16 protein-coding genes are annotated in these 18,395 nt (G+C 71.8%); 7 read left to right on the top strand and 9 right to left on the bottom strand.

Features of this window, described 5'->3' with window-relative positions:
• Positions 1-216: 216 nt before the first annotated feature.
• Genes AB0K00_RS45165 through htpG form a run of 8 tightly spaced genes read right to left on the bottom strand, consistent with a single transcriptional unit; the run spans position 217 to position 10,910 of the window.
• Positions 217-3,186, bottom strand: coding sequence for a DUF5682 family protein (locus AB0K00_RS45165; protein WP_363535046.1), 2,970 nt, complete (start codon positions 3,184-3,186; stop codon positions 217-219).
• Positions 3,183-4,313 carry an AAA family ATPase gene (locus AB0K00_RS45160; protein WP_363535043.1) on the bottom strand — a complete coding sequence of 377 codons (1,131 nt, stop codon included), beginning with the start codon at positions 4,311-4,313 and terminating at the stop codon, positions 3,183-3,185. Before AB0K00_RS45160 ends, AB0K00_RS45165 begins: the two co-directional genes overlap by 4 nt.
• A 9-nt stretch (positions 4,314-4,322) precedes the next feature.
• Positions 4,323-5,651, bottom strand: a complete 1,329-nt coding sequence (locus AB0K00_RS45155) for a VWA domain-containing protein (protein ID WP_363535040.1) — start codon at positions 5,649-5,651, stop codon at positions 4,323-4,325.
• Positions 5,648-7,021, bottom strand: a complete 1,374-nt coding sequence (locus AB0K00_RS45150) for a hypothetical protein (protein ID WP_363535037.1) — start codon at positions 7,019-7,021, stop codon at positions 5,648-5,650. Before AB0K00_RS45150 ends, AB0K00_RS45155 begins: the two co-directional genes overlap by 4 nt.
• Positions 7,021-7,506 (bottom strand): hypothetical protein, encoded by a 486-nt coding sequence (locus AB0K00_RS45145; RefSeq protein ID WP_363535034.1) that lies wholly within the window; start codon positions 7,504-7,506, stop codon positions 7,021-7,023. The genes AB0K00_RS45150 and AB0K00_RS45145 overlap by 1 nt, the downstream gene beginning before the upstream one ends.
• A gap of 38 nt (positions 7,507-7,544) precedes the next feature.
• Positions 7,545-8,693, bottom strand: a complete 1,149-nt coding sequence (locus AB0K00_RS45140) for an aminoglycoside phosphotransferase family protein (protein ID WP_363535031.1) — start codon at positions 8,691-8,693, stop codon at positions 7,545-7,547.
• A gap of 1 nt (position 8,694) precedes the next feature.
• Positions 8,695-9,063 carry a nuclear transport factor 2 family protein gene (locus AB0K00_RS45135; protein ID WP_363535028.1) on the bottom strand — a complete coding sequence of 123 codons (369 nt, stop codon included), beginning with the start codon at positions 9,061-9,063 and terminating at the stop codon, positions 8,695-8,697.
• Positions 9,060-10,910 carry a molecular chaperone HtpG gene (htpG, locus tag AB0K00_RS45130; protein WP_363535025.1) on the bottom strand — a complete coding sequence of 617 codons (1,851 nt, stop codon included), beginning with the start codon at positions 10,908-10,910 and terminating at the stop codon, positions 9,060-9,062. The genes AB0K00_RS45135 and htpG overlap by 4 nt, the downstream gene beginning before the upstream one ends.
• 65 nt (positions 10,911-10,975) lie before the next feature.
• On the opposite strand from htpG, the gene AB0K00_RS45125 reads away from it, so the two are divergent.
• From AB0K00_RS45125 to AB0K00_RS45115, 3 genes are read left to right on the top strand one after another with little or no spacing between them, the layout of a single operon-like run.
• Positions 10,976-11,317, top strand: coding sequence for a YciI family protein (locus AB0K00_RS45125; RefSeq protein WP_363535022.1), 342 nt, complete (start codon positions 10,976-10,978; stop codon positions 11,315-11,317).
• Positions 11,314-12,498 carry an RNA polymerase sigma factor gene (locus tag AB0K00_RS45120; protein WP_363535019.1) on the top strand — a complete coding sequence of 395 codons (1,185 nt, stop codon included), beginning with the start codon at positions 11,314-11,316 and terminating at the stop codon, positions 12,496-12,498. Before AB0K00_RS45125 ends, AB0K00_RS45120 begins: the two co-directional genes overlap by 4 nt.
• Positions 12,499-12,535: 37 nt before the next feature.
• The gene (locus AB0K00_RS45115; protein WP_363535016.1) at positions 12,536-12,832 is read left to right on the top strand and encodes a DUF5808 domain-containing protein; all 297 of its coding nucleotides are present in this window, start codon (positions 12,536-12,538) and stop codon (positions 12,830-12,832) included.
• On the opposite strand, the gene AB0K00_RS45110 is transcribed toward AB0K00_RS45115, so the two are convergent.
• On the bottom strand, positions 12,785-13,744 hold the full coding sequence (locus tag AB0K00_RS45110) for a YafY family protein (protein ID WP_363535158.1): 960 nt from the start codon (positions 13,742-13,744) through the stop codon (positions 12,785-12,787). The two genes, AB0K00_RS45115 and AB0K00_RS45110, sit on opposite strands and share 48 nt — an antisense overlap.
• An 83-nt stretch (positions 13,745-13,827) precedes the next feature.
• On the opposite strand from AB0K00_RS45110, the gene AB0K00_RS45105 reads away from it, so the two are divergent.
• The 4 genes from AB0K00_RS45105 to AB0K00_RS45090 all read left to right on the top strand — a co-directional run.
• On the top strand, positions 13,828-14,556 hold the full coding sequence (locus AB0K00_RS45105; protein ID WP_363535013.1) for an alpha/beta fold hydrolase: 729 nt from the start codon (positions 13,828-13,830) through the stop codon (positions 14,554-14,556).
• Positions 14,557-14,565: 9 nt separating this feature from the next.
• A complete protein-coding gene (locus tag AB0K00_RS45100) occupies positions 14,566-15,510 on the top strand; it encodes a helix-turn-helix domain-containing protein (RefSeq protein ID WP_363535010.1) in 945 nt (314 codons plus the stop codon).
• A gap of 38 nt (positions 15,511-15,548) precedes the next feature.
• The gene (locus AB0K00_RS45095) at positions 15,549-16,502 is read left to right on the top strand and encodes a hypothetical protein (RefSeq protein ID WP_363535007.1); all 954 of its coding nucleotides are present in this window, start codon (positions 15,549-15,551) and stop codon (positions 16,500-16,502) included.
• Between the two features lie 153 nt (positions 16,503-16,655).
• On the top strand, positions 16,656-18,395 hold a 1,740-nt coding region (locus tag AB0K00_RS45090), incomplete at its 3' end, for a helix-turn-helix domain-containing protein (RefSeq protein ID WP_363535005.1).

The following is an 18,395-nucleotide window of genomic DNA, read 5'->3' as shown; positions in this document are numbered from 1 at the left end:
CTGGACCAGCCGTCCAAGACGAGCCGCCCCCGAGCCAGCCGCCTGGACCCGCCGTCCAGGGCGAGGCGCCCAAGCCAACTGCCCCCGGACGACCACCAGACGGCTTCGATCAAGCCGCCGCGGCCGACTGGTCCCGGGGTCCGAGGTCCGAGGTCCCGCGGAGCAATGCATCCCCGCGGAAACCTCGCACCCGGACGACGCCCGCCTCCGCACCACCTATCCGGCGACCAGGAGCGCCTCCAGCGCCTCCGCCGTGCCCGGATGCGAGGCGAGCAACGCCTGAACCGCGGCCCGCCCGGGCACGGCAGGCGCATGCAGCAGGTCGAGCCCGAGCCACCCGGGCTCTCCCCCACCGTCACCCGGAAACCCGAGCAGCTCGGCGACGCCGTCGCAGGCGGAGGGATGCTCCGCCAGCAGGCGCAGGACCGGCACCGCCGCATCCCAGCGGGCCGACCCCGGACCGAACCCGTCGCCACCTGACCCGCCCGCGGCGCCGAACCCGGCCTCACCGCCCCCGCCAGCAAACCCGCCGGCAAATCTGCCGGCAGACCCCGCGGCAGGCCCGCCGGCAGATCCGGCGCCCGAGCCGGCTGCCCCGGCACCACCGGCGGCGGGGGTCCACGGCGGGACCCAGGCGTCGACGGCCGGCAGCGTGGCGGGGAACGTGCGCCCCGCCTCGCGGATCAGGACCGGCACCAGCTCCGCCGCCTGGTCGCGCAGCGTGGTGATGAGCGTCGGGAGCCAGGGCAGCAGGACGGGGTCGGGCAGGTGGGCGAAGGCGTCCGACATCACCTCGACCACGAACGCGGCCAGCTTCGGCACCGGCTCCAACGCCTGGACGAAGCCGCTCAGATACTGCGGGAACGTCGGCACCACCAGCGGGTTGCGGAGCAGGTCGGCGCACCGGGCCCGCAGGTCTGCGAGGGGCAACAGGCCGAGCTGGTGGTGTGCGGCCCAGAGCAGCGCGACCTTCGCCGGCGACTCGGGGTGCGACTGCCGGACGGCGATCTCGAGCTGGGCCCGGTCGCAGCCGAGGGACAGCGCAAGGCCCTCCATGGTGAAGAGGAAGCCGAGCATCGCGCCGACCTGCCGTACACCGGTCTCGTCGTCGACGAAGGCGGTCGGGAGCAGGGTGCAGTAGTGCGCGTAGCCGGCGGTGACGAACGACGCGCACCACGCGGGCAGCTCCGGCTCGGTGGCCCGGTAGTGCGCGAGGAGCCGCCGGATGCGTCGCAGGACGTCGGGGGCGTCGTCGACGGTGCGCTCGGCGGCGAGCAGCTCGACGGCCCGCGCACCGAGCTCGTCGGTGAACCGGCGGCTGCCGAGGAACAGGATCGAGTCCTCGACGGCGCGCAGGGCCACCGCCGCGGTCGCGTCGGGCGCATACACGGACCGGCGGAGCCGCCGCTCGACGACCTGTTCGACGGTGACGCCTTCGTAGCCCAGCTCGATGATGTACCGCTGGTGCCTGCCGATGGCGAGGTCCCAGCTCTCCTGAATGGAGCGCTCACCGAGCCGGCGCGAGCCCATGATCGGGCGGACGGCCCCGTCGGGCAGCAGGTAACGCAGCATCCACAGCAGGTGCGAGCACGGGATCAGCTCCGGGTGGCCGTTGAGGTCGAGCAGCGCCCGCTGGACGGTGCTCTTGCGCAGGTCGAGGCCGATCGGGGTGAGCCGGTCGTAGACGTCGCGGGCGAGGGGCGGCAGGGCGTCGTAGCCGACCTGGCCGACGCGGTCGCCGCCGAGCAGGATCTCGCAGAGCCGCCGCACGTCGCGCCGGCCGGGGATCACGTCCTTCTCGATGCAGGTGACCGCCGCGTCCTGGAAGTCATACGGCGTGGGCCGGGCCCGGTTGCGCATGCCGGCGAGCAGGATCGACGTCTCGAAGACGGCGATCGCGTCCGCGGTGCTGGCCAGATAGCCGTTGCGGCGGGCCAGCCGGACGATGTCGACGCACCAGCCGAGCAGCTCCTCCTCGTCGAACCCGTGCAGGTCCGGCGGGCTGGCCAGGAACTGGGTCAGCTGGTCGGCGACGGGACCGGCCTCGACCGCCGCGACGGCCGGGCGGGCCGCGCGTTTCCGGCTCCCCCGCTGGCCTTCGAGCTGGAACGTGGCGAGCTTCGAGCGGCTGACGGCCTTGGCCCAGGTCGCCGCCGCGATCGACACGGAGCCCGAGGCGAGCCCGAACTGGCCTTCGATCGCGGAGTGGCTGGAGGGGATCAGCCCATAGAGCCACTTCGTCGCGGTGCGCGGGGTGATCTCGAACGGTGCCGCGTCGGGCCCGGTGCCGAACTGCTCGACCCGGCTGGCGGCGTGGAAGGCCCCGCACACATACAGGCAGTCGGCCCGGTCGACGCCGGACGTGGCGAGGTGCTCCCGCATGCGCGTCCACATGTAGCGCTCGCGGTCCTCGTCGACGGTGACCCGCTCGGCGCCGCTGGGCGCCAGCCGCCGGAAGAGGCTGCCGATGAGCACCATGACCTGCCGGTAGGTGGCGTAGTCGGCCTCGACGAGCGGCTGCTCGACATACTGGTCCCACCATTCCGACCAGTGCCGCACCTTGCCGTGGTGCAGCAGGTGGGTCTCCAGCTCGGCGAAGCGCGGCCGCAGGTCGCCGATCTCGATGCCGACCGCGTCGCCGTGCAGGTCACCGGCATCGTCCTCGTCCGACGCGTCGGCGTCGCCCGGCGCGGCCTCGTCGGAAGCCTCGGACGTGCGGGGCTGCCACTGGAAGACGTGGTCGGTGGAGCGGTCGACCAGCACCAGCTCGACGCCCGGGGTGTCCAGCGCGTAGGCGATGGCCTGGTATTCGGCCGACGCCTCGGTGATGGGCGCGATGACGCTGAGCGGGCCCCAGTCCTTCGGGAACCTGTCCAGCTCGGAGGCGAACGCCTGCAGCGCCACCGGCAGCCGGCAGTTGCGCAGCTCCGTCAGCAGCGGCGCGAGGTCCTCGCACAGCTCCAGGTAGATCACCTTCGGCTGCTTCTCCCGCAGCCTGCGGACCATGGCGAGGGCCGACGCCGGCGAATGGTGGCAGACCGGGAAGATCTCCAGCTCCTCGCGCAGCGCTCGGTCGACGTCGTCGACGATCCCGGCGAGGATGTCGGGCACGGCGCCCGGCGAGCCGGCGAACGCGGTCGCCGCCTCGACGAGCTGTTGCCGCAGCGCCCCGAAAGGCTCACTCATGACAGGGTGGCGATCGCCTCGCGGCCGCCTTCGAGGAAGGCCGACCAGTCCCCGCCGTCCTGCTTGCTGCGCGGCTCGACGACGCCGTGCCAGTACTTGTTGAGGATCGCCAGGTCCTCTGGGCTGCGCCGGGCGAGGGACCCGACCAGCGAACCGGCGAGGGTCTGCGCGCGCAGGGTGCGGTCGCCGAAGAAGGTGCTGTGCAGGATCGCGTCCTCCAGCACGCCGATCTGCTCGGCGGTCGACAGCGCCGACTCGAGCTTCTCGTCGTCGCTGGTCGCCGACGCGGCCGCGGTGCGCAGGTCGGCGAAGCTCTGCAGCAGGATGTCGAGCAGGTTGGGCGGCACGTCGAGCTCGATGCGGTGCCGGCGCAGCAGCTCCGACGTGCGGAACCGGACGATCTCGGCCTCGCTGCGCTTGTTGGTCACCACGGGGATGCGCACGAAGTTGAACCGCCGCTTGAGCGCCGAGGACAGGTCGTTGACCCCGCGGTCGCGGCTGTTGGCGGTCGCGATGATCGAGAAGCCCGGCTGCGCGAAGACGATGTTGTCCTCGTCGAGCTCGGGGATCGACACGTACTTCTCGGACAGGATCGAGATGAGTGCGTCCTGGACGTCGCTGGTGGAGCGGGTCAGCTCCTCGAACCTGCCGATCACGCCGCGCTCCATCGCCGTCATGATCGGCGACGGGATCATCGAGGACCGGGACTGGCCCTTCGCGATGACCATCGAGACGTTCCACGAATACTTGATGTGGTCCTCGGTGGTGCCGGCGGTGCCCTGCACGACGAGCGTCGAGTTGCGGGAGATGGCCGCGGACAGCAGCTCGGCGAGCCAGCTCTTGCCGGTGCCGGGGTCACCGATGAGCAGCAGGCCGCGGTCGGAGGCGAGCGTCACGATGCTGCGCTCGACGAAACTGCGGTCGCCGAACCACTTCTGCGACACCTCGCGGTCGAGGCCGCCGGCGTCGCCCAAAGAACGTCCTTCTGTGCCGAGCACGAACAGGCGGACCATCTTGGGGCTGAGCCGCCACGAGAACGGCTTCGGCCCGTCGTCGATCGACTCGAGCCAGTCGAGCTCGTCGGCATACTTGACCTCGGCGGGGGCGCGCAGCATGTCGTCGGTCATGTCGGTCTCCTATGCGAGGAAGTTCTTGAGTTCGGTGATGAGCTTGCGGATGTGACCGGAGATCACGGGGGTGCCCATGTCTTTGAAGCGCTGGCGGAACCACGGGTTGACGCTCTGCTGGCCGCCGCTGCTGACCGAGCCGATCGGAATGAACCTGACGCCTGAGCGATGCACTGCCTGGATGCCTTCCAGCAGCGGCTGCGAGCGGTCGAACTCGTAGAAGTCGGAGATCCAGACCATGACCGTGTTGCGCGGGTCGGAGATCTTCGGACGGGCCATCGCCATCGCGACCGGGCCGTCGTTGCCGCCGCCCAGCTGGGTGCGCAGCAGCACCTCGAACGGGTCGTGCACCCATGGGGTCAGGTCCACCGCCCGCGTGTCATAGGCGATGAGGTGCACGTCGACCTTCGGCAACCCGGCGAAGATCGAGGCGAGAATGGTGCAGTTGACCATCGAGTTGACCATTGAGCCGGACTGGTCGACGACCACGATGAGCCGGGCCGGCGTGGTGCGCTTCGCGGTCTGCTTGTAGAAGAGCCGGTCGACATAGAGCCGCTCGTCGTCCGGGCTCCAGTTGGTCAGGTTCTTCCAGATGGTGCGCTCGAGGTCGAGGTTGCGGTAGACCCGTTTCGGCGGCACCGACCGGTCGATGACGCCGGCGCTGCTCTGCTGCACCTGTGTGCGCAGCACCTCGGCGACCTCGTCGACGAACCTGCGGATCAGCGCCTTCGCGTTGGCGAGGGCGATGCCGGACAGGTTGGCCTTGTCGCGCAGCAGCTGCTCGATGAGCGACATGCTCGGGGTCAGCTGCTTGGCGAGCGCCGGGTTGGCGAGGACCTCCCGCAGGTGCATCCGCTTGACCAGGTCGCCTTCGAGCCCGCCGAGCACCCCGGCGAGCCCGCCGGCATTGGGCCGGCCGCGCAGCTCGCCCGGGTCCACGCCGAGGGCCCGCTCGAACCAGCCGGCGTCGGCCTGCCAGTTGGACAGCTGGGTGGCGGTCACGTTGCCACTGCCGGTGGCGAACACGTTGATGAGCAGCTTCGACACGAGCGCGGCCCGCCGGACCTCATCGCCCTGGGGGACGTCGTCGGAGGGTGCCATCAGCCCGTCGAAGGCGCCGGCCAGCTCGGGGTGGCGCTGCACCAGGTTGTCCACGGAGACGCCCGGGTCGAGCAGCGCCGCGGGCAGCCCGATGTCCTCGACGATGGCGACGCTCGCTGCCTCGAGGGCGTGCTGCTCATCGGCATCGAAGACGCGGGCCAGCATCCGCCAGTAGAGCACCTGGCGCCGGTTCTCATCGCTCACGCGGCCATCTCCGCCATGCTCCGGGCCGCTCATTTGCGCAGCAACCTTCCGGCCCGCTCGCGCAGCACCGCGACCGCGTCGCCGGCCGCCGCGGCCGCCTTGACCACCTTCGGGTCGGTGGGCCCGAGCGCCCAGTCGGTGGTGTGCACCGCGACCGGCTGACGCTTGATCATGGTGAGCACCGCGATCGGCTGCACCGACCACCCGCCGTCGTCCCAGCGCAGCAGCCCGATGCAGGCCTGTGCGGCGGCGACGAGCTGCGGGGTCAACGGCCCGCACGACGGCAGCCGGCTCATGTCGACGGCAATCGTCTGGTCCCCGAGCGTGAACGCCCCGTCCGCGGTCGTCTGGCCCTCGACGAACACCGGCTCGCTGATGCGGGCCGGGTGGCGCTCCAGCGGCGGCACCGCCGGTGCGTCCGCGCCCGCAAGCAGCACCCGGGCGGTGGCGAACGGGTCCGCCTGAGATCCGGCCTTGGCCCGCGCGTCGCTCCAGACGAGGTCGCCGCTGTCGAGCAGCGGCATGTCGGTGACGTCGAGCGTCAGTCGCTCCGCGAGCGCGCCGAGCAGCACCGGATGCGCCGCGAACAGCCGCCACACGGCGGGACCGACGATGGTGTCGACCTTCGGCGCGGCGACGCTGGTGCGCACCAGCCGCGGTGCGGCGCCCGGCGTCTCCAGGACGCCGTGCACCTGGACCTGCACGGCGGTGGCGTGCTCGTGGACATCCGCGCCGAGCACCAGCAGCCGCCCGGTCACCGGCTCGGACAGGGTGGCCCGGCCGCCGTCCTGGGCGAGCAGCATCGCCCTGCTCCACAGGTCGCCCCAGCGGCGCACCGGCAGCCGGTCCATCGTCGCGATCGGGCTGCAGGCGCGCAGCTCGGCGGCGAGCCCGTCGAGCAGCGTCGCGAGACGCCGCAGCCGCGGCTCGGCCAGCGTTGCCTCGATGACCTGCCCCGCGGCGGTGACGAGGTCGTGGTCGACGCCACGCCAGCCGGTGATGGCCAGCTCCCGCAGCCACGACCGGCTCCCGGCGAGCAGGTTGCCCGCGGTCGCCGCGTCGCCCGCGCTGCCGGGCCACGCAAGCCTGGTGCGGCCGAGCGCCGCGTCCGCCTGGCCGAGCAGCGCGTCGTGGACGGCGCCGAACAGCGCCGATCGGGCGCCGGCCAGGACGAACAGGTGCTCGTCGGCGATCGACCCCGCGGCGATCTTGTCGACGGCCTCGGCGACCCGGTCCCGCAGCGGGCTGCCGGCGAAGGCATCGGCGATGCCGCCGAACGCCGACGGCGAGACGCGGGCCAGGCCGTCGACGAGACTCTGGTCGAAGGAGGAGATCAGGTCCAGCGCCTCGGGCACGCCCGCGGCCGGATCGGCGGTCAGCGCGCTGAGCTGGGTGGGAAGCATCAGCGCGCCGCCCCGACGGACGGGAACCAGTGCAGCTCGGGCACCGGCAGCGTGGTGTCGGGCAGCTCCAGATAGGCCAGGTGGCGCAGGAAGCTGCTGAACACGGTCGCCGCCGGGGACGGCTCATGGTGCGCGCGCAGCCCAGCGGTGAGGCTCGTGCCCTCCTCGACGTCGATGCGCAGGTAGCGGGCGACCCGGTCGGCGCCATACTGCAGCACCGCCTCGTCGATCAGCGCCTGCAGGTGCTTGCACGGATAGGACCCGCGCAGCCCGCCGCAGGGCCGGTTGTTGTTGGTGCTGCAGCTCAGCCCGTGGCTGCCCGCCCCGATCGAGGAGACATAGACCCGCTCCACGTCAGAGCCGCTCGACACGACTCCCTGCAACCGCCCGTCGGCCAGCTCGACGAACGGCACCTTGGCCAACTTGCGGGGCTTCACCGGCGGGATGATGGGCGCTACCGAGCGCCGCTCAACGTCCACAGCCATCGACCTCCAGCGTCGGACGATCCTTGACGCCGGTAGTTCTACAGCATCGGTACGACAAAATTTTCGACGGCGGCATTCAGGCAGTTCGGGACGTCCTCGGCGTGGTACGGCCATTCACTGGGCTCGATATTGTCGAGGAACGCCCCGTATACGACGGCCCCGAGCAGCGGCGCGACCGGGCGCAGCAGCGTCACGGCGCGTAACGGATCACAGCCGGGCACGGCGGCCTGCCACAGCGAGGCCCACCGGTCCAGCAGCGCCGCCGGCGAGGACAGCCCGATACACAGCCGGAGGATGTCGAACCCGGGATGGCCGAGATAGGCGTCGCCCCAGTCCAGCACCGCTGGGGGTACACCATCCGCAGAACGCACGTTGCCGGGGTGGAAGTCACCATGGACCAGCGTCTCCGGCACGCCGCACGCGGCCACCGCCGACAACCGTCCGGGCAGCTCGGCCAGGACCTGGTCGAGCCGGTCGACCCGCGCCAGCCAAGGGGCGGCCACCGCGGTGATCTGCGCAAGGAGCAGCCGGCCGCGCCGGTCCTGCACGGCGAGATCAGGCTGGTCGGCAAGGAACCGCAACTGCACCCCATGCAGCAGGTCGACCATCGGCAGCCGGTCGGCCTCGGGCGCGCCGAAGCGGTCCTCGCCGGGCAGGTGCGACAGGAGCTGCCGGCCCTCACCGTCGGCGGCGAGCACCGTCGGCGCGGCCCCGGGCGCCACCGCGTTGATCCAGCGCAGGACCGCCGTCTCGCCGCGCAGGAACGCGGGCAGCTCCTTCAGCCACACGGTGCCGTCGCCGGTCTCCAGCCGCCACAGCGAGGAGAGGTTCCACGTCTTGACCTGCACGGCGTCGTCGAACGAGCCGGCCCACCGCAGCGACCGGGCCGGCCCGCCGACCTCGGCGTACGGCGCCCGCAGCGGATGCGGCGCCAGCGCGAGATCGACGGGCGTCACGCCGGAGGGCGGCGCGGAGACCTCGGCCAGGTAGGTCACCGCACCACCGGGCTGCTCGGGCAACGACGCCGAGAGCAGCCGCAGGATCGTGACCCGCACGCCGAAGCGCGACCGGGCGGCGGAGACCACCGAGGCGACCTCCGACCACCACGGCACCTCGACCTCGAACGGCGGCAACGCGCCGAGCACGGCACCGCCGGTCGAGACGAGCACCAGGGTCACGGTCCGCATGTCAGATCATGCTGGCGTGCGCGGCGACCAGCCTCCATCCGGCCGGGTCGCTGAAGACCCAGGTGCGGGTGTACCGCATCCGCGCCTCGAAGTCCTGGCCCTTGAAGGTGCCGGCGAGCCGCCCGACGAACCAGGTCACCCCGGTCCGCCCATCGACCAGGCAGCGCAGGTCCTCCTCCTGCACGGCGGTCATCTTCTGGGCGCCCGAGCGGTGCAGGAGGAGGTCGTCCTCCTTGCCGTACAGCAGCCCGTCGGGGCCGGTGAACACGAGACGGTCGTCGATCATCTCGTCGAGCACCGCCACGTCGCCGGCCAGCTGCGCGGCCTGCACCCGCCGCTCGGCGGCCTTGAGCAGGTCGACTGTCGTCATAGCGTCCGCGCCAGACGGTCCGCGACGAGACGGGTGAAGCGGGCCGGGTCCGTGAGCTCCCCGCCCTCGGCGAGCAGCGCCACCCCGTAGAGCAGTTCGGCGGTCTCGACGAGGCCGGCGTCGTCGCTCTTCTCCGAGAACGCCGAACGCAGGCCCGTGACCAGGGGATGCGTCGGGTTCAGCTCGAGGATCCGCTTGGTGTGTGGCATCTCCTGCCCCATCGCCCGGTACATCTTCTCCAGCGTCGGCGTGATGTCGTGCGCGTCGCCGACGATGCACGCCGCCGACGTGGTGAGCCGTGAGGAGAGCCGGACCTCCTTGACGTCGTCGGTGAGCTTCTCGCCGAGCCAGGTCAGCAGCGGGGCGAACTCCTCCTGCTGCTCGGCGGGCGTCTCCGAGGCGCCGAGGTCGACCTGACCCTTGGCGATCGACTGCAGCGGCTTGCCGTCGAACTCGTTGACCCGCTCGACCCACACCTCATCGACGGGGTCGATGAGGATCAGTACCTCATAGCCCTTGGCGAGGAACGCCTCCATGTGCGGTGAGTGCTCGACCATCGCGCGCGACTCGCCGGTCATGAAGTAGATGTCCTTCTGGTCCTCCTTCATCCGCGACACGTAGTCGCGCAGCGTGGTCAGCTCGCTGGACGCCGTGGACGGCAGGAGGAGCAGGTCGAGCAGGGTGTCGCGGTTGTCGGCGTCGTCGAGGAGGCCCTCCTTGAGCGCGCGGCCGAACTCGCCCCAGAACGTGCCGTACCGCGCGGCGTCCTTTTCCCGCAGGTCGGTGAGGGTCGACAGGACCTTCTTCACCAGGCGGCGGCGCACGGCCTGGATCTGCCGGTCCTGCTGCAGGATCTCGCGGGAGATGTTGAGCGACAGGTCGTGCGCGTCGACGACGCCCTTCACGAACCGCAGGTACTGCGGGGTCAGTGCCTCGCAGTCCTCCATGATGAAGACGCGCTTCACGTAGAGCTGCACGCCACGCTTGCCGTCGCGGCTGAACAGATCGAATGGCGCCCGCGACGGGATGAACAGCAGGGCCTCGTATTCGAAGGTGCCCTCGGCCTTCATGTGGATCGTCTCGAGCGGATCGGTCCAGTCGTGCGAGACGTGCTTGTAGAACTCGAAATATTCCTCGTCGCTGACCTCGCTGCGGGGGCGGGCCCACAGCGCTTTCATCGAATTCAGCGGCGTCTCTGCGCCCTCCATGCGGATGGGCCAGGCGATGAAGTCCGAATAGCGTTTGACGATCTCCCGGATCTTCCAGTCCGCGGCGTAGTCGTGCAGCTGGTCGTCGGTGTCCTCGGGCTTGAGATGCAGCGTCACGGACGTGCCCTGCGGCGCGTCCTCGATCGCCTCGATCTCATACGTGCCCTCGCCGGTGGACTCCCACCGGGTGCCGCCGGTCTCGCCGGCCCGCCGAGTCACCAGCGTGACCTTGTCCGCGACCATGAACGTCGAGTAGAACCCGACGCCGAACTGCCCGATCAGCTCCTGCTTCGCGGCGGCGTCCTTCGACTCGCGCATCTTGCGCAGCATCTCGGCCGTGCCCGACTTCGCGATCGTGCCGATGAGCTGGATGACGTCGTCGCGGGACATCCCGATGCCGTTGTCCCGGACGGTCAGCGTCCGCTCCTCGGCGTCGACCGCGAGGGTGATGTGCAGATCGTCGGTGTCCGCGACGAGATCCTTGTCGATCATCGACTCGAGCCGAAGCTTGTCCAGAGCATCGGATGCATTGGAGATCAGTTCCCGCAGGAAGATGTCCTTGTTCGAGTAGATCGAGTGGACCATCAGGTGCAGGAGCTGCCGCGTCTCGGCCTGAAACTCCAGCGTTTCGCTGCTCACGTGAAACCCCTTCCGTGAAGATGCCGCAGAAAAGGATACGTGGGCGCTGCGGTAGAAAGGTGACCATGAGGCAGTACCTGCTCAGCGTGATCGAACCCAGCGAGGGTGAGCCGCCGTCGCCGCAGGAGATGGCGGCCATCGACGCGGACGTGGCCGCGTTCAACCAGGGGCTGCGCGACGCCGGCGTGTGGGTGTTCTCCGGTGGGCTGTTCCCGCCCGCCGCCGCCACCGTGCTGCGGCCGAAGGACGACGGGGTGCTGCTCAGCGACGGGCCGTTCATCGAGGGCAAGGAGCACCTCGGCGGCTTCTGCGTCATCGCCGTCGAGGATCTCGACGAGGCCCTCGAATGGGCCGGCAAGGCGATGCGCGCCACGCGGCTGCCGATCGAGGTGCGGCCGTTCAGGTGACGACGGACCCGGTCGAGCAGGCCTTCCGGGAGCAGTACGGTCGCGCGGTCGCCGTCCTGGTCAGGATGCTCGGCGACATCGACCTCGCCGAGGAGGCGGTCCAGGAGGCGTTCACCGCCGCGGTCCAGCACTGGGCGCGGGAAGGCCCGCCGGCGAGCCCGGCCGGCTGGATCATCACCACCGCACGGAACCGCGCCGTCGACCGGCTGCGCCGGGAGGCCAAACGCGAGGACCGGCACCGCGAGGCGGCACTATTGCGGGACACCGTCAGCGAGGAGCCGCCCGACCGTCTCCGGCTGATCTTCACCTGCTGCCATCCGGCGCTGTCGACGGCCGTGCAGGTGCCGCTGACCTTGCGGCTGCTCGGCGGCCTCGGCACCGCCGAGATCGCACACGCGCTGCTGGTGCCGGAGGCCACCGTCGCGCAACGGATCGTCAGGGCGAAGCAGAAGATCCGCGATGCCGGCATCCCGTACCGCGTGCCGCCGGACGAACAACTGCCCTCGCGGCTGCGCCCGGTGCTCGCGGTCATCTACCTGATCTTCAACGAGGGGTATGCGGCCAGCTCCGGCCACCGGCTGATCCGCGACGACCTGTGCGCGGAGGCGATCCGGCTCGGCCGGCTGCTGCACGAGCTGATGCCGGACGAGCCCGAGGTCACCGGCCTGCTGGCGTTGATGCTGCTCACCGAGGCGCGCCGGCCCGCACGCACCGGCCCCGGCGGCGAGCTCGTCCTGCTGCGCGACCAGGACCGCGGCCAGTGGGACGGCAGCCTCATCGCCGAAGGCCACCTGCTCGTCAGGCAGTGCCTCGACCGTGACCGCCCCGGCCCCTATCAGCTGCAGGCCGCGATCAACGCCGTCCACACCGACGGACCAGACACCGACTGGCGGCAGGTGCTGCCGCTGTACGACCAGCTCCTGCACCTTTCTCCGACCCCGGTCGTGGCACTCAACCGGGCGGTCGCCGTCGCCGAGGTGACCGGTCCGGCCGCCGCACTGGACCTGGTCGAGGCGCTGGACCTGGCCCGCTACCACGTCTTTCACGTGGTCCGGGGTGACCTGCTGCGGCGGCTCGGCCGCGAGCCGGAGGCGCGGGAGGCATTCCGCCGGGCGGCCGATCTCGCCGGCAACGACGTGCAGCGGTCATACCTTCTGACACGTTGCTCTTCCGAACCGTGACAAGCGGTGGCACGCTCGAATGGTGAACCACGTAGCCTTGGCCGAGCTTCTCGCGATCACCTTCATGGTCGCCGTCCTCGCCCTCGCGATCGTCGCGGTCCCCGCACCGAAGCGTCGCGACGGCGGCAACGCCCGCGGGATGAGCGCCGACCCGCGTGCGTGGCGCGGCAACTTCTACGTCAACCCCGACGATCCAGCGCTCTTCGTGCCGAAGCGGCAGGGCGCCGGCTGGACGCTCAACCTGGCCCACAAGTGGACCTGGCGGCTGATCTGGCTGACGATCGGCTCACTGGTCGCCATGGTGATCCTCAGCACAACCCTCGCCCACGACTGAGCGACGCCCGGCTGCGGCCCGTTCCAGGCGCCGGGCCAGCGCCAGGACCTCGGCGCGCAGTTCGTCGGGGCGGTGGACGGTGAAGTCGCAGCCGAGGCCGGCGAGCAGTTGTGCCATCCCGTCGAGCCGTTCGGCGCGGCAGGTGAACAGGACGCCGTCAGGGTGGTCGGTCAGGGTACCGACGACCGGCGGGATGCGGCGGGCGGCGTCGGCGAGCCCGATGCGCAGCAGCACCTCGACCTCGTGCCGGTAGGGCACCGTGGCGAGCCCGGCAACCACGTGGGCGATCGGATCGAAGCCGTCGGGTGCCTGGAAGTACACCTCCAGGCTCGTGATCGAGCCGATCCGGTCCAGCCGTAGCGTGCGGATCTCGCCGCTGCGATGATCATGGCCGGCGGTGTACCACCGTCCGTTGTGGACGACGACGCCATACGGGTCGAAGTCACGTTCGGTGTCGTCACCGCGCCAGGAGCGGTAGGTCACCCGGACGCGGCGGTGGGAGCGGGCCGCCTCGCCCAGCGCGAGCAGGTGGCCGGTCGCCGGCGGTGCCGACTCGCGGGCGGGTGCGGTGAAGCCGAGCGTCTCGCGCACCGCCTGGACCCGTTCGCGCAGCTTCGCCGGCAGGACCCGCTCGATCTTCGCCAGCGCAAGGGGCGTCGTCACGCCTTGCCGGGCGGCCACGAGCAGGCCGAACACGACGGCGACGGCCTCGTCGTCGGTCAGCATCAGCGGGGGCAGCTTGTAGCCGGGTAGCAGCCGGTAACCGCCATATCTGCCACGCTCCGCCTGGACCGGCACCCCCAGGTCGGCGAGCGTGCCGGCATACCGCCGGACGGTGCGGCCGTCGACGTCGAGGCGTTTGGCCAGCTCAGGGCCGGTCAGGCCGGGCTGCGCCTGCAGCAGCTCCAGCATCGCGAGGACCTTTTCGGTGGACTGTGCCACTGGTCCTGTATATCAGGGCGGAATCGGCCCGGATTCGGCCCTACGGTCGTGGCATGACGAACTTCATCCTGGTGCCGGGCATGTGGCTCGGCGGCTGGGCCTGGGACGCGGTCGCCACGCGGCTGCGCGAGGCCGGCCACGACGTGACCGCGCTGAGCCTCGACCTGACCGCGGACGCGACCCTCGACACCCACATCGAGCAGGTGACATCCGCCGTGGACGATGCGGTGGATGTGGTACTGGTAGGGCACAGCTACGGCGGCCTTCCGGTCCGGGGCGCGGCCGACCGGCTGCCGGACAGCGTCGCCCGGGTGATCTATGTGGACAGTGGCCCGGTGCCTGACGGGATGTCGCAGGCCGACATGGGTGGACCGCCCACTGTGGACGGCGCGTTCATCCCGCCGCCGTCGTTCGACCCGGCGGACGACCCGGTGCAGTTCGCCGGTCTCGACGGCATGACCGGCTGGATCAGCGCGCGGACGGTCCCGCACCCGGTCGCCAGCGCCCTGTCGCCATTGAAGTTGGGCAGCGCCGGGCAGCCACCGACGGACCTGGTGTGCACGACGTTCTCGGCGGCGGTCGTGCAGCAGATGATCGAGGAGGGGCACCCCTTCTTCAGCGGACTGGATCGGCGGGACTACCGCGTACATGAGCTGCCCACCGGGCACTGGGCCATGTTCAGCCGGCCGGAGGACCTCGCGACCCTGCTGGACGCGATCGTTTCCGGCCAGCCTGCCGCGGGTTCCGGCCAGGGCGGTGGCAGTTTCGGGGGGCGGCGGTAGGTTCTGGCCATGCGGACGGTGGCGGTGCTGGCGCTGGACGGGGTGATCCCGTTCGATCTGTCGACGCCCCTTGAGGTGTTCGGGCGTTCCGTGCTGCCGTCTGGGCGGCCGGCGTACCGGGTTGTCGTGTGCTCGCCGTCGCGCTCCGTTTCGGCGGGCACCTTCCGGCTATCTGACTTATCCGATTTATCGGTTATGCAGGAAGCGGCGACGGTCATCGTGCCGGGCTGCGCCGATCCCGCCGCGGCGGTGCCGCCCGACGTGCTGGACGCGTTGCGGTCGGCCGCCGCGGCGGGGACCCTGCTCGCCTCGATCTGTTCAGGTGCGTTCGTCCTCGCCGCGACCGGGCTGCTCGACGGGCTCCGGGCAACCACGCACTGGGCCGCCGCCGCGCAGCTGGCGGCCGCGTTCCCGGCGGTGACGGTGGACCCCGACGTCCTGTACATCGACAACGGCCAGGTCCTGACGTCGGCGGGCGCGGCCGCTGGCCTCGACCTGTGCCTGCACCTGATCCGCCGGGACTACGGCTCCGCGGTCGCCGCCGACGCCGCCCGGCTGTCGGTGATGCCGCTGGAGCGGGAAGGCGGGCAGGCACAGTTCATCCCGCACGACCAGCCGCCGACCCCGCAGGGTGCCGAGCTCGAGCCGCTGCTGCGCTGGATGCAGGACAACCTGGGCCGCGAGCTCACCTTGGACCGGCTCGCCGCGCGGGCGGGCATGAGCGTGCGCACCCTCAACCGGCGCTTCCGCGACCAGACCGGCACCACCCCGCTGCAATGGCTGCACCGGGCGCGGATCCGGCGGGCGCAGCACCTGCTGGAGGCGACCACCGACCCCGTGGAGCGCATCGCCGCTCAGGTCGGGTTCGGCTCGCCGACCGCATTCCGGGACAGGTTCAAACGCATCATCGGTACTGGTCCGCACGCATATCGGCGGGCGTTCCGGGCCACGTGAGCCGATTTTTTGTCGGGGGGTAGGTGCAGACTGCAAGCATGGGTCCGGGGAGTCGTGGTCGTAGCCACAAACGCAGACATCGCCAGCAGTCCGTTCACCGCCGCACGCCGCACCGGCGGGCTCCTTCGACCGCGGCCGGCCCGCCGGGCCTGTTCGCCGCTGTCGTCGGTGACGTCGACCCCCTCCTGCGACGCATCCTCGGCGGCCCCGCGGCGCTCGTCCCCGACGACGACCCGACCGACGCGGAGTTCGCCGGCGCGGCGTTCGTGTCGATGGCCGCACTCACCATCGGCGACCCGATGGCCCGCGTCACCGCCGGCGGCACCCTCGAGGCGGTCCTGCTCTCCGACGTGATCCCGAGCTTCGAGCGGGCGGGCACGCCCATGGCCCCCGCGGTCGTGCTCGGCCTCGGCAGCGTCGCGGGCGGCCGGGTCGCCGCCGCGGCCGCCGCCGCCGTCGAGCGGATGGTCGCGGGCGGCGCGCACCGCCCCGTCTGGTCGCCGGAGCTCGCCGGCCCGCAGCGCGCCGGCGGCTGCCACCGCCTCGTCGCCGCCGACGGCACCCCCGTCGGGTTCGGCTTCTCGGTCGCCCGCGCCGGCTGGACCCGATCCGTCGAGTGCTATCTGGACCGCACCGACGGCCGGCTCATCCGCACCTATCTGACGTTCCTCGTCGGCGTCGGCTCCCCCGCCCACGAGCAGCAACTCGGTGTCCGGCGCCACCTGCACGAGGCGATCCGCGCCGTCCGCGAGGACGTGCCGCCGGCCGACTTCCGCGCCCTGGTCGAGGACGCGCTGGAGCGCAGCGACGCCCACGACCGGCACCGCCCGACGCCGCTGATCGACCCGTTCGTCTTCGCCGGCGAGGACGCGTCGCTCAGCGCGGCGTCGCCGATCGACGACGCGCCCGCGAGCCCGCTGACTCGCACCGTCACGCCGCTGCTGCGCGCGTGGATGCGCAGCCTCCCTCGCGAGGTCCGCAGGTTGCAATGACGGGCGATACTGGCAGTCGCGGGGGACGAACGGCTGGTTTCGCAGGATGAGCGGTAGGTTCCGCGAGACGAGCGGTAGGTCTCGCGGGACGAGCGGCAGGGTCTCGCGAACGAGCGGCAGGTTTGCGGCAAGCGGCAGGCGAGGATCGCAGCAGTGGACGACACGCAGGGCAGCCACGCGACGGTGCGCACCATGCCGGAGCTCGCGAACCTCCTGCGCAACCTGCGCCGCCGGCAGTCGCGCCGCACCGGCCGTCCCCCGCTGACCTACCGGCAGCTCGCCGCCCTCACCGGCTGGTCACACGGGATCATCGGCGAATACCTGGCCGGCCGGGTCCTGCCGCCGACGGACCGCTTCGACGACCTCGTGCGGCTGCTCGGCGCCACCCCGGCGGAGCAGATCGCCCTGGCCTCGGCCCGCGACCGGGTCGAGGAGCAACGCACCGCGGCGCCCGACCACGCCGATCAGCGGTCCCGCGACTGGTCCGGGGTCGCGCCGCGGCAGCTGCCCGCCGACCTGACCACGTTCGCCGGCCGGACCTGGCAGCTGGCCCTGCTCGACCGGCTCACCGCCGAGCGGCGCCCGATCGTGCTGTCCGGCACCGCCGGCGTCGGCAAGACCGCCCTCGCCGTGCACTGGGCGCATCAGGTCGCCGGGCTGTTCCCCGACGGCCAGCTGTTCCTCGACCTGCGCGGCTTCGGCCCCAGCAGCCGCGACCCGGTCGCCCCGGCGGACGCACTCGGCGTCGCGCTCGGCCTGCTCGGCGTCCCGCCCGCCCAGGTGCCCGCCGAGCCGCAGTCCCGCGCCGGCATGTATCGCGGCCTGCTGCGCGACAAGCAGATGCTGATCGTGCTCGACAACGCCGCGACCGCCGAGCAGGTCCGCCCCCTGCTCCCCGGCAGCGGCGCCAGCCTCGCCCTGGTCACCAGCCGGGTCGACCTCCCGGCCCTGGTCACGGCCGACGGTGCGCACCCCGTGACCCTTGACCTGCTCGACGCCGCCGACGCCCGCACCCTCCTCGCCGGCCGCATCGGCGCCGCCCGCACCGACCGCGAGCCCGAGGCGGTCGACAGCATCGTCGCCGCCTGCGCCCGCCTGCCCCTCGCGCTGTCGGTGGTCGCCGCCCGCGCCGCGCTGCACCCCGACTTCAGCCTCGCGGCGATCGCCGCCGAGCTGTCCGGCGCCCACAGCCGCCTCGACGCGCTGCGCTCCGACGACCCGAAAGCCGACGTCGAGACCGCCTTCTCGTGGTCGTATCAGCGCCTCACCCCGCCGGCCCAGCGCCTGTTCCGCCTCGGCGGCCTCCACCCGAGCCCCGAGCTGAGCATCCCCGCCGCCGCGGCCCTCGCCGACCTGCCCGTCGCCGGGGTCCGCCCGCTGCTGGCCGAGCTCGTCCGCGCCCAGCTCATCATCGAGCTGCGGCCCGGCCGCTTCGGCATGCACGACCTGCTGAGTGCTTATGCGTATGGCCTGGCCCACGACGACGAGCCCGCCTCGGAGCGCGTCGCCGCCCGCCGCCGCCTCATCGAGCACTACACCCGGGCCGCCACCACGGCCGCGATGATCCTCAACCCGTCCCGCCTCCCGCCGACCTCCGAGGCGTCGCCACGAGACCCGGCCCTTCCCGCCTCGCCACCACTTCCAGCTCAACGCCGCCCCGCATCCCCTGCCCCACAACGCGATCCAGCGCCACCCGCCAACGCCGAGAACCTCGCCACACCACCTGCCCCACACCACGAACCGGTGCCGTCGCCCGCCAACGCCGGACGCCTCGCCACACCACCTGCCCTACAACGCAATCCAGCGCCACCCGCCAACGCCGAGAACCTCGCCACACCACCTGCCCCACACCACGAACCGGTGCCGTCGCCCGCCAACGCCGGACGCCTCGCC

Origin of the sequence: Dactylosporangium sp. NPDC049525 (assembly GCF_040676755.1) — a bacterium.
GTDB lineage: Bacteria > Actinomycetota > Actinomycetes > Mycobacteriales > Micromonosporaceae > Dactylosporangium.
Note: the sequence above shows the minus strand (reverse complement) of the source record. Positions and strands in the feature narration are given on the sequence as shown.

What these genes read in the sequence shown, in the direction of transcription:
- AB0K00_RS45155 (WP_363535040.1), bottom strand. Translation starts at nt 5,651, where the DNA reads ATGAGCGGCCCGGAGCATGGCGGAGATGGCCGCGTGAGCGATGAGAAC.
- AB0K00_RS45125 (WP_363535022.1), top strand. Translation starts at nt 10,976, where the DNA reads ATGAGGCAGTACCTGCTCAGCGTGATCGAACCCAGCGAGGGTGAGCCG.
- AB0K00_RS45105 (WP_363535013.1), top strand. Translation starts at nt 13,828, where the DNA reads ATGACGAACTTCATCCTGGTGCCGGGCATGTGGCTCGGCGGCTGGGCC.
- AB0K00_RS45150 (WP_363535037.1), bottom strand. Translation starts at nt 7,021, where the DNA reads ATGCTTCCCACCCAGCTCAGCGCGCTGACCGCCGATCCGGCCGCGGGC.
- AB0K00_RS45095 (WP_363535007.1), top strand. Translation starts at nt 15,549, where the DNA reads ATGGGTCCGGGGAGTCGTGGTCGTAGCCACAAACGCAGACATCGCCAG.
- AB0K00_RS45145 (WP_363535034.1), bottom strand. Translation starts at nt 7,506, where the DNA reads ATGGCTGTGGACGTTGAGCGGCGCTCGGTAGCGCCCATCATCCCGCCG.
- AB0K00_RS45110 (WP_363535158.1), bottom strand. Translation starts at nt 13,744, where the DNA reads ATGCTGGAGCTGCTGCAGGCGCAGCCCGGCCTGACCGGCCCTGAGCTG.
- AB0K00_RS45165 (WP_363535046.1), bottom strand. Translation starts at nt 3,186, where the DNA reads ATGAGTGAGCCTTTCGGGGCGCTGCGGCAACAGCTCGTCGAGGCGGCG.
- AB0K00_RS45160 (WP_363535043.1), bottom strand. Translation starts at nt 4,313, where the DNA reads ATGACCGACGACATGCTGCGCGCCCCCGCCGAGGTCAAGTATGCCGAC.
- AB0K00_RS45135 (WP_363535028.1), bottom strand. Translation starts at nt 9,063, where the DNA reads ATGACGACAGTCGACCTGCTCAAGGCCGCCGAGCGGCGGGTGCAGGCC.
- AB0K00_RS45100 (WP_363535010.1), top strand. Translation starts at nt 14,566, where the DNA reads ATGCGGACGGTGGCGGTGCTGGCGCTGGACGGGGTGATCCCGTTCGAT.
- AB0K00_RS45140 (WP_363535031.1), bottom strand. Translation starts at nt 8,693, where the DNA reads ATGCGGACCGTGACCCTGGTGCTCGTCTCGACCGGCGGTGCCGTGCTC.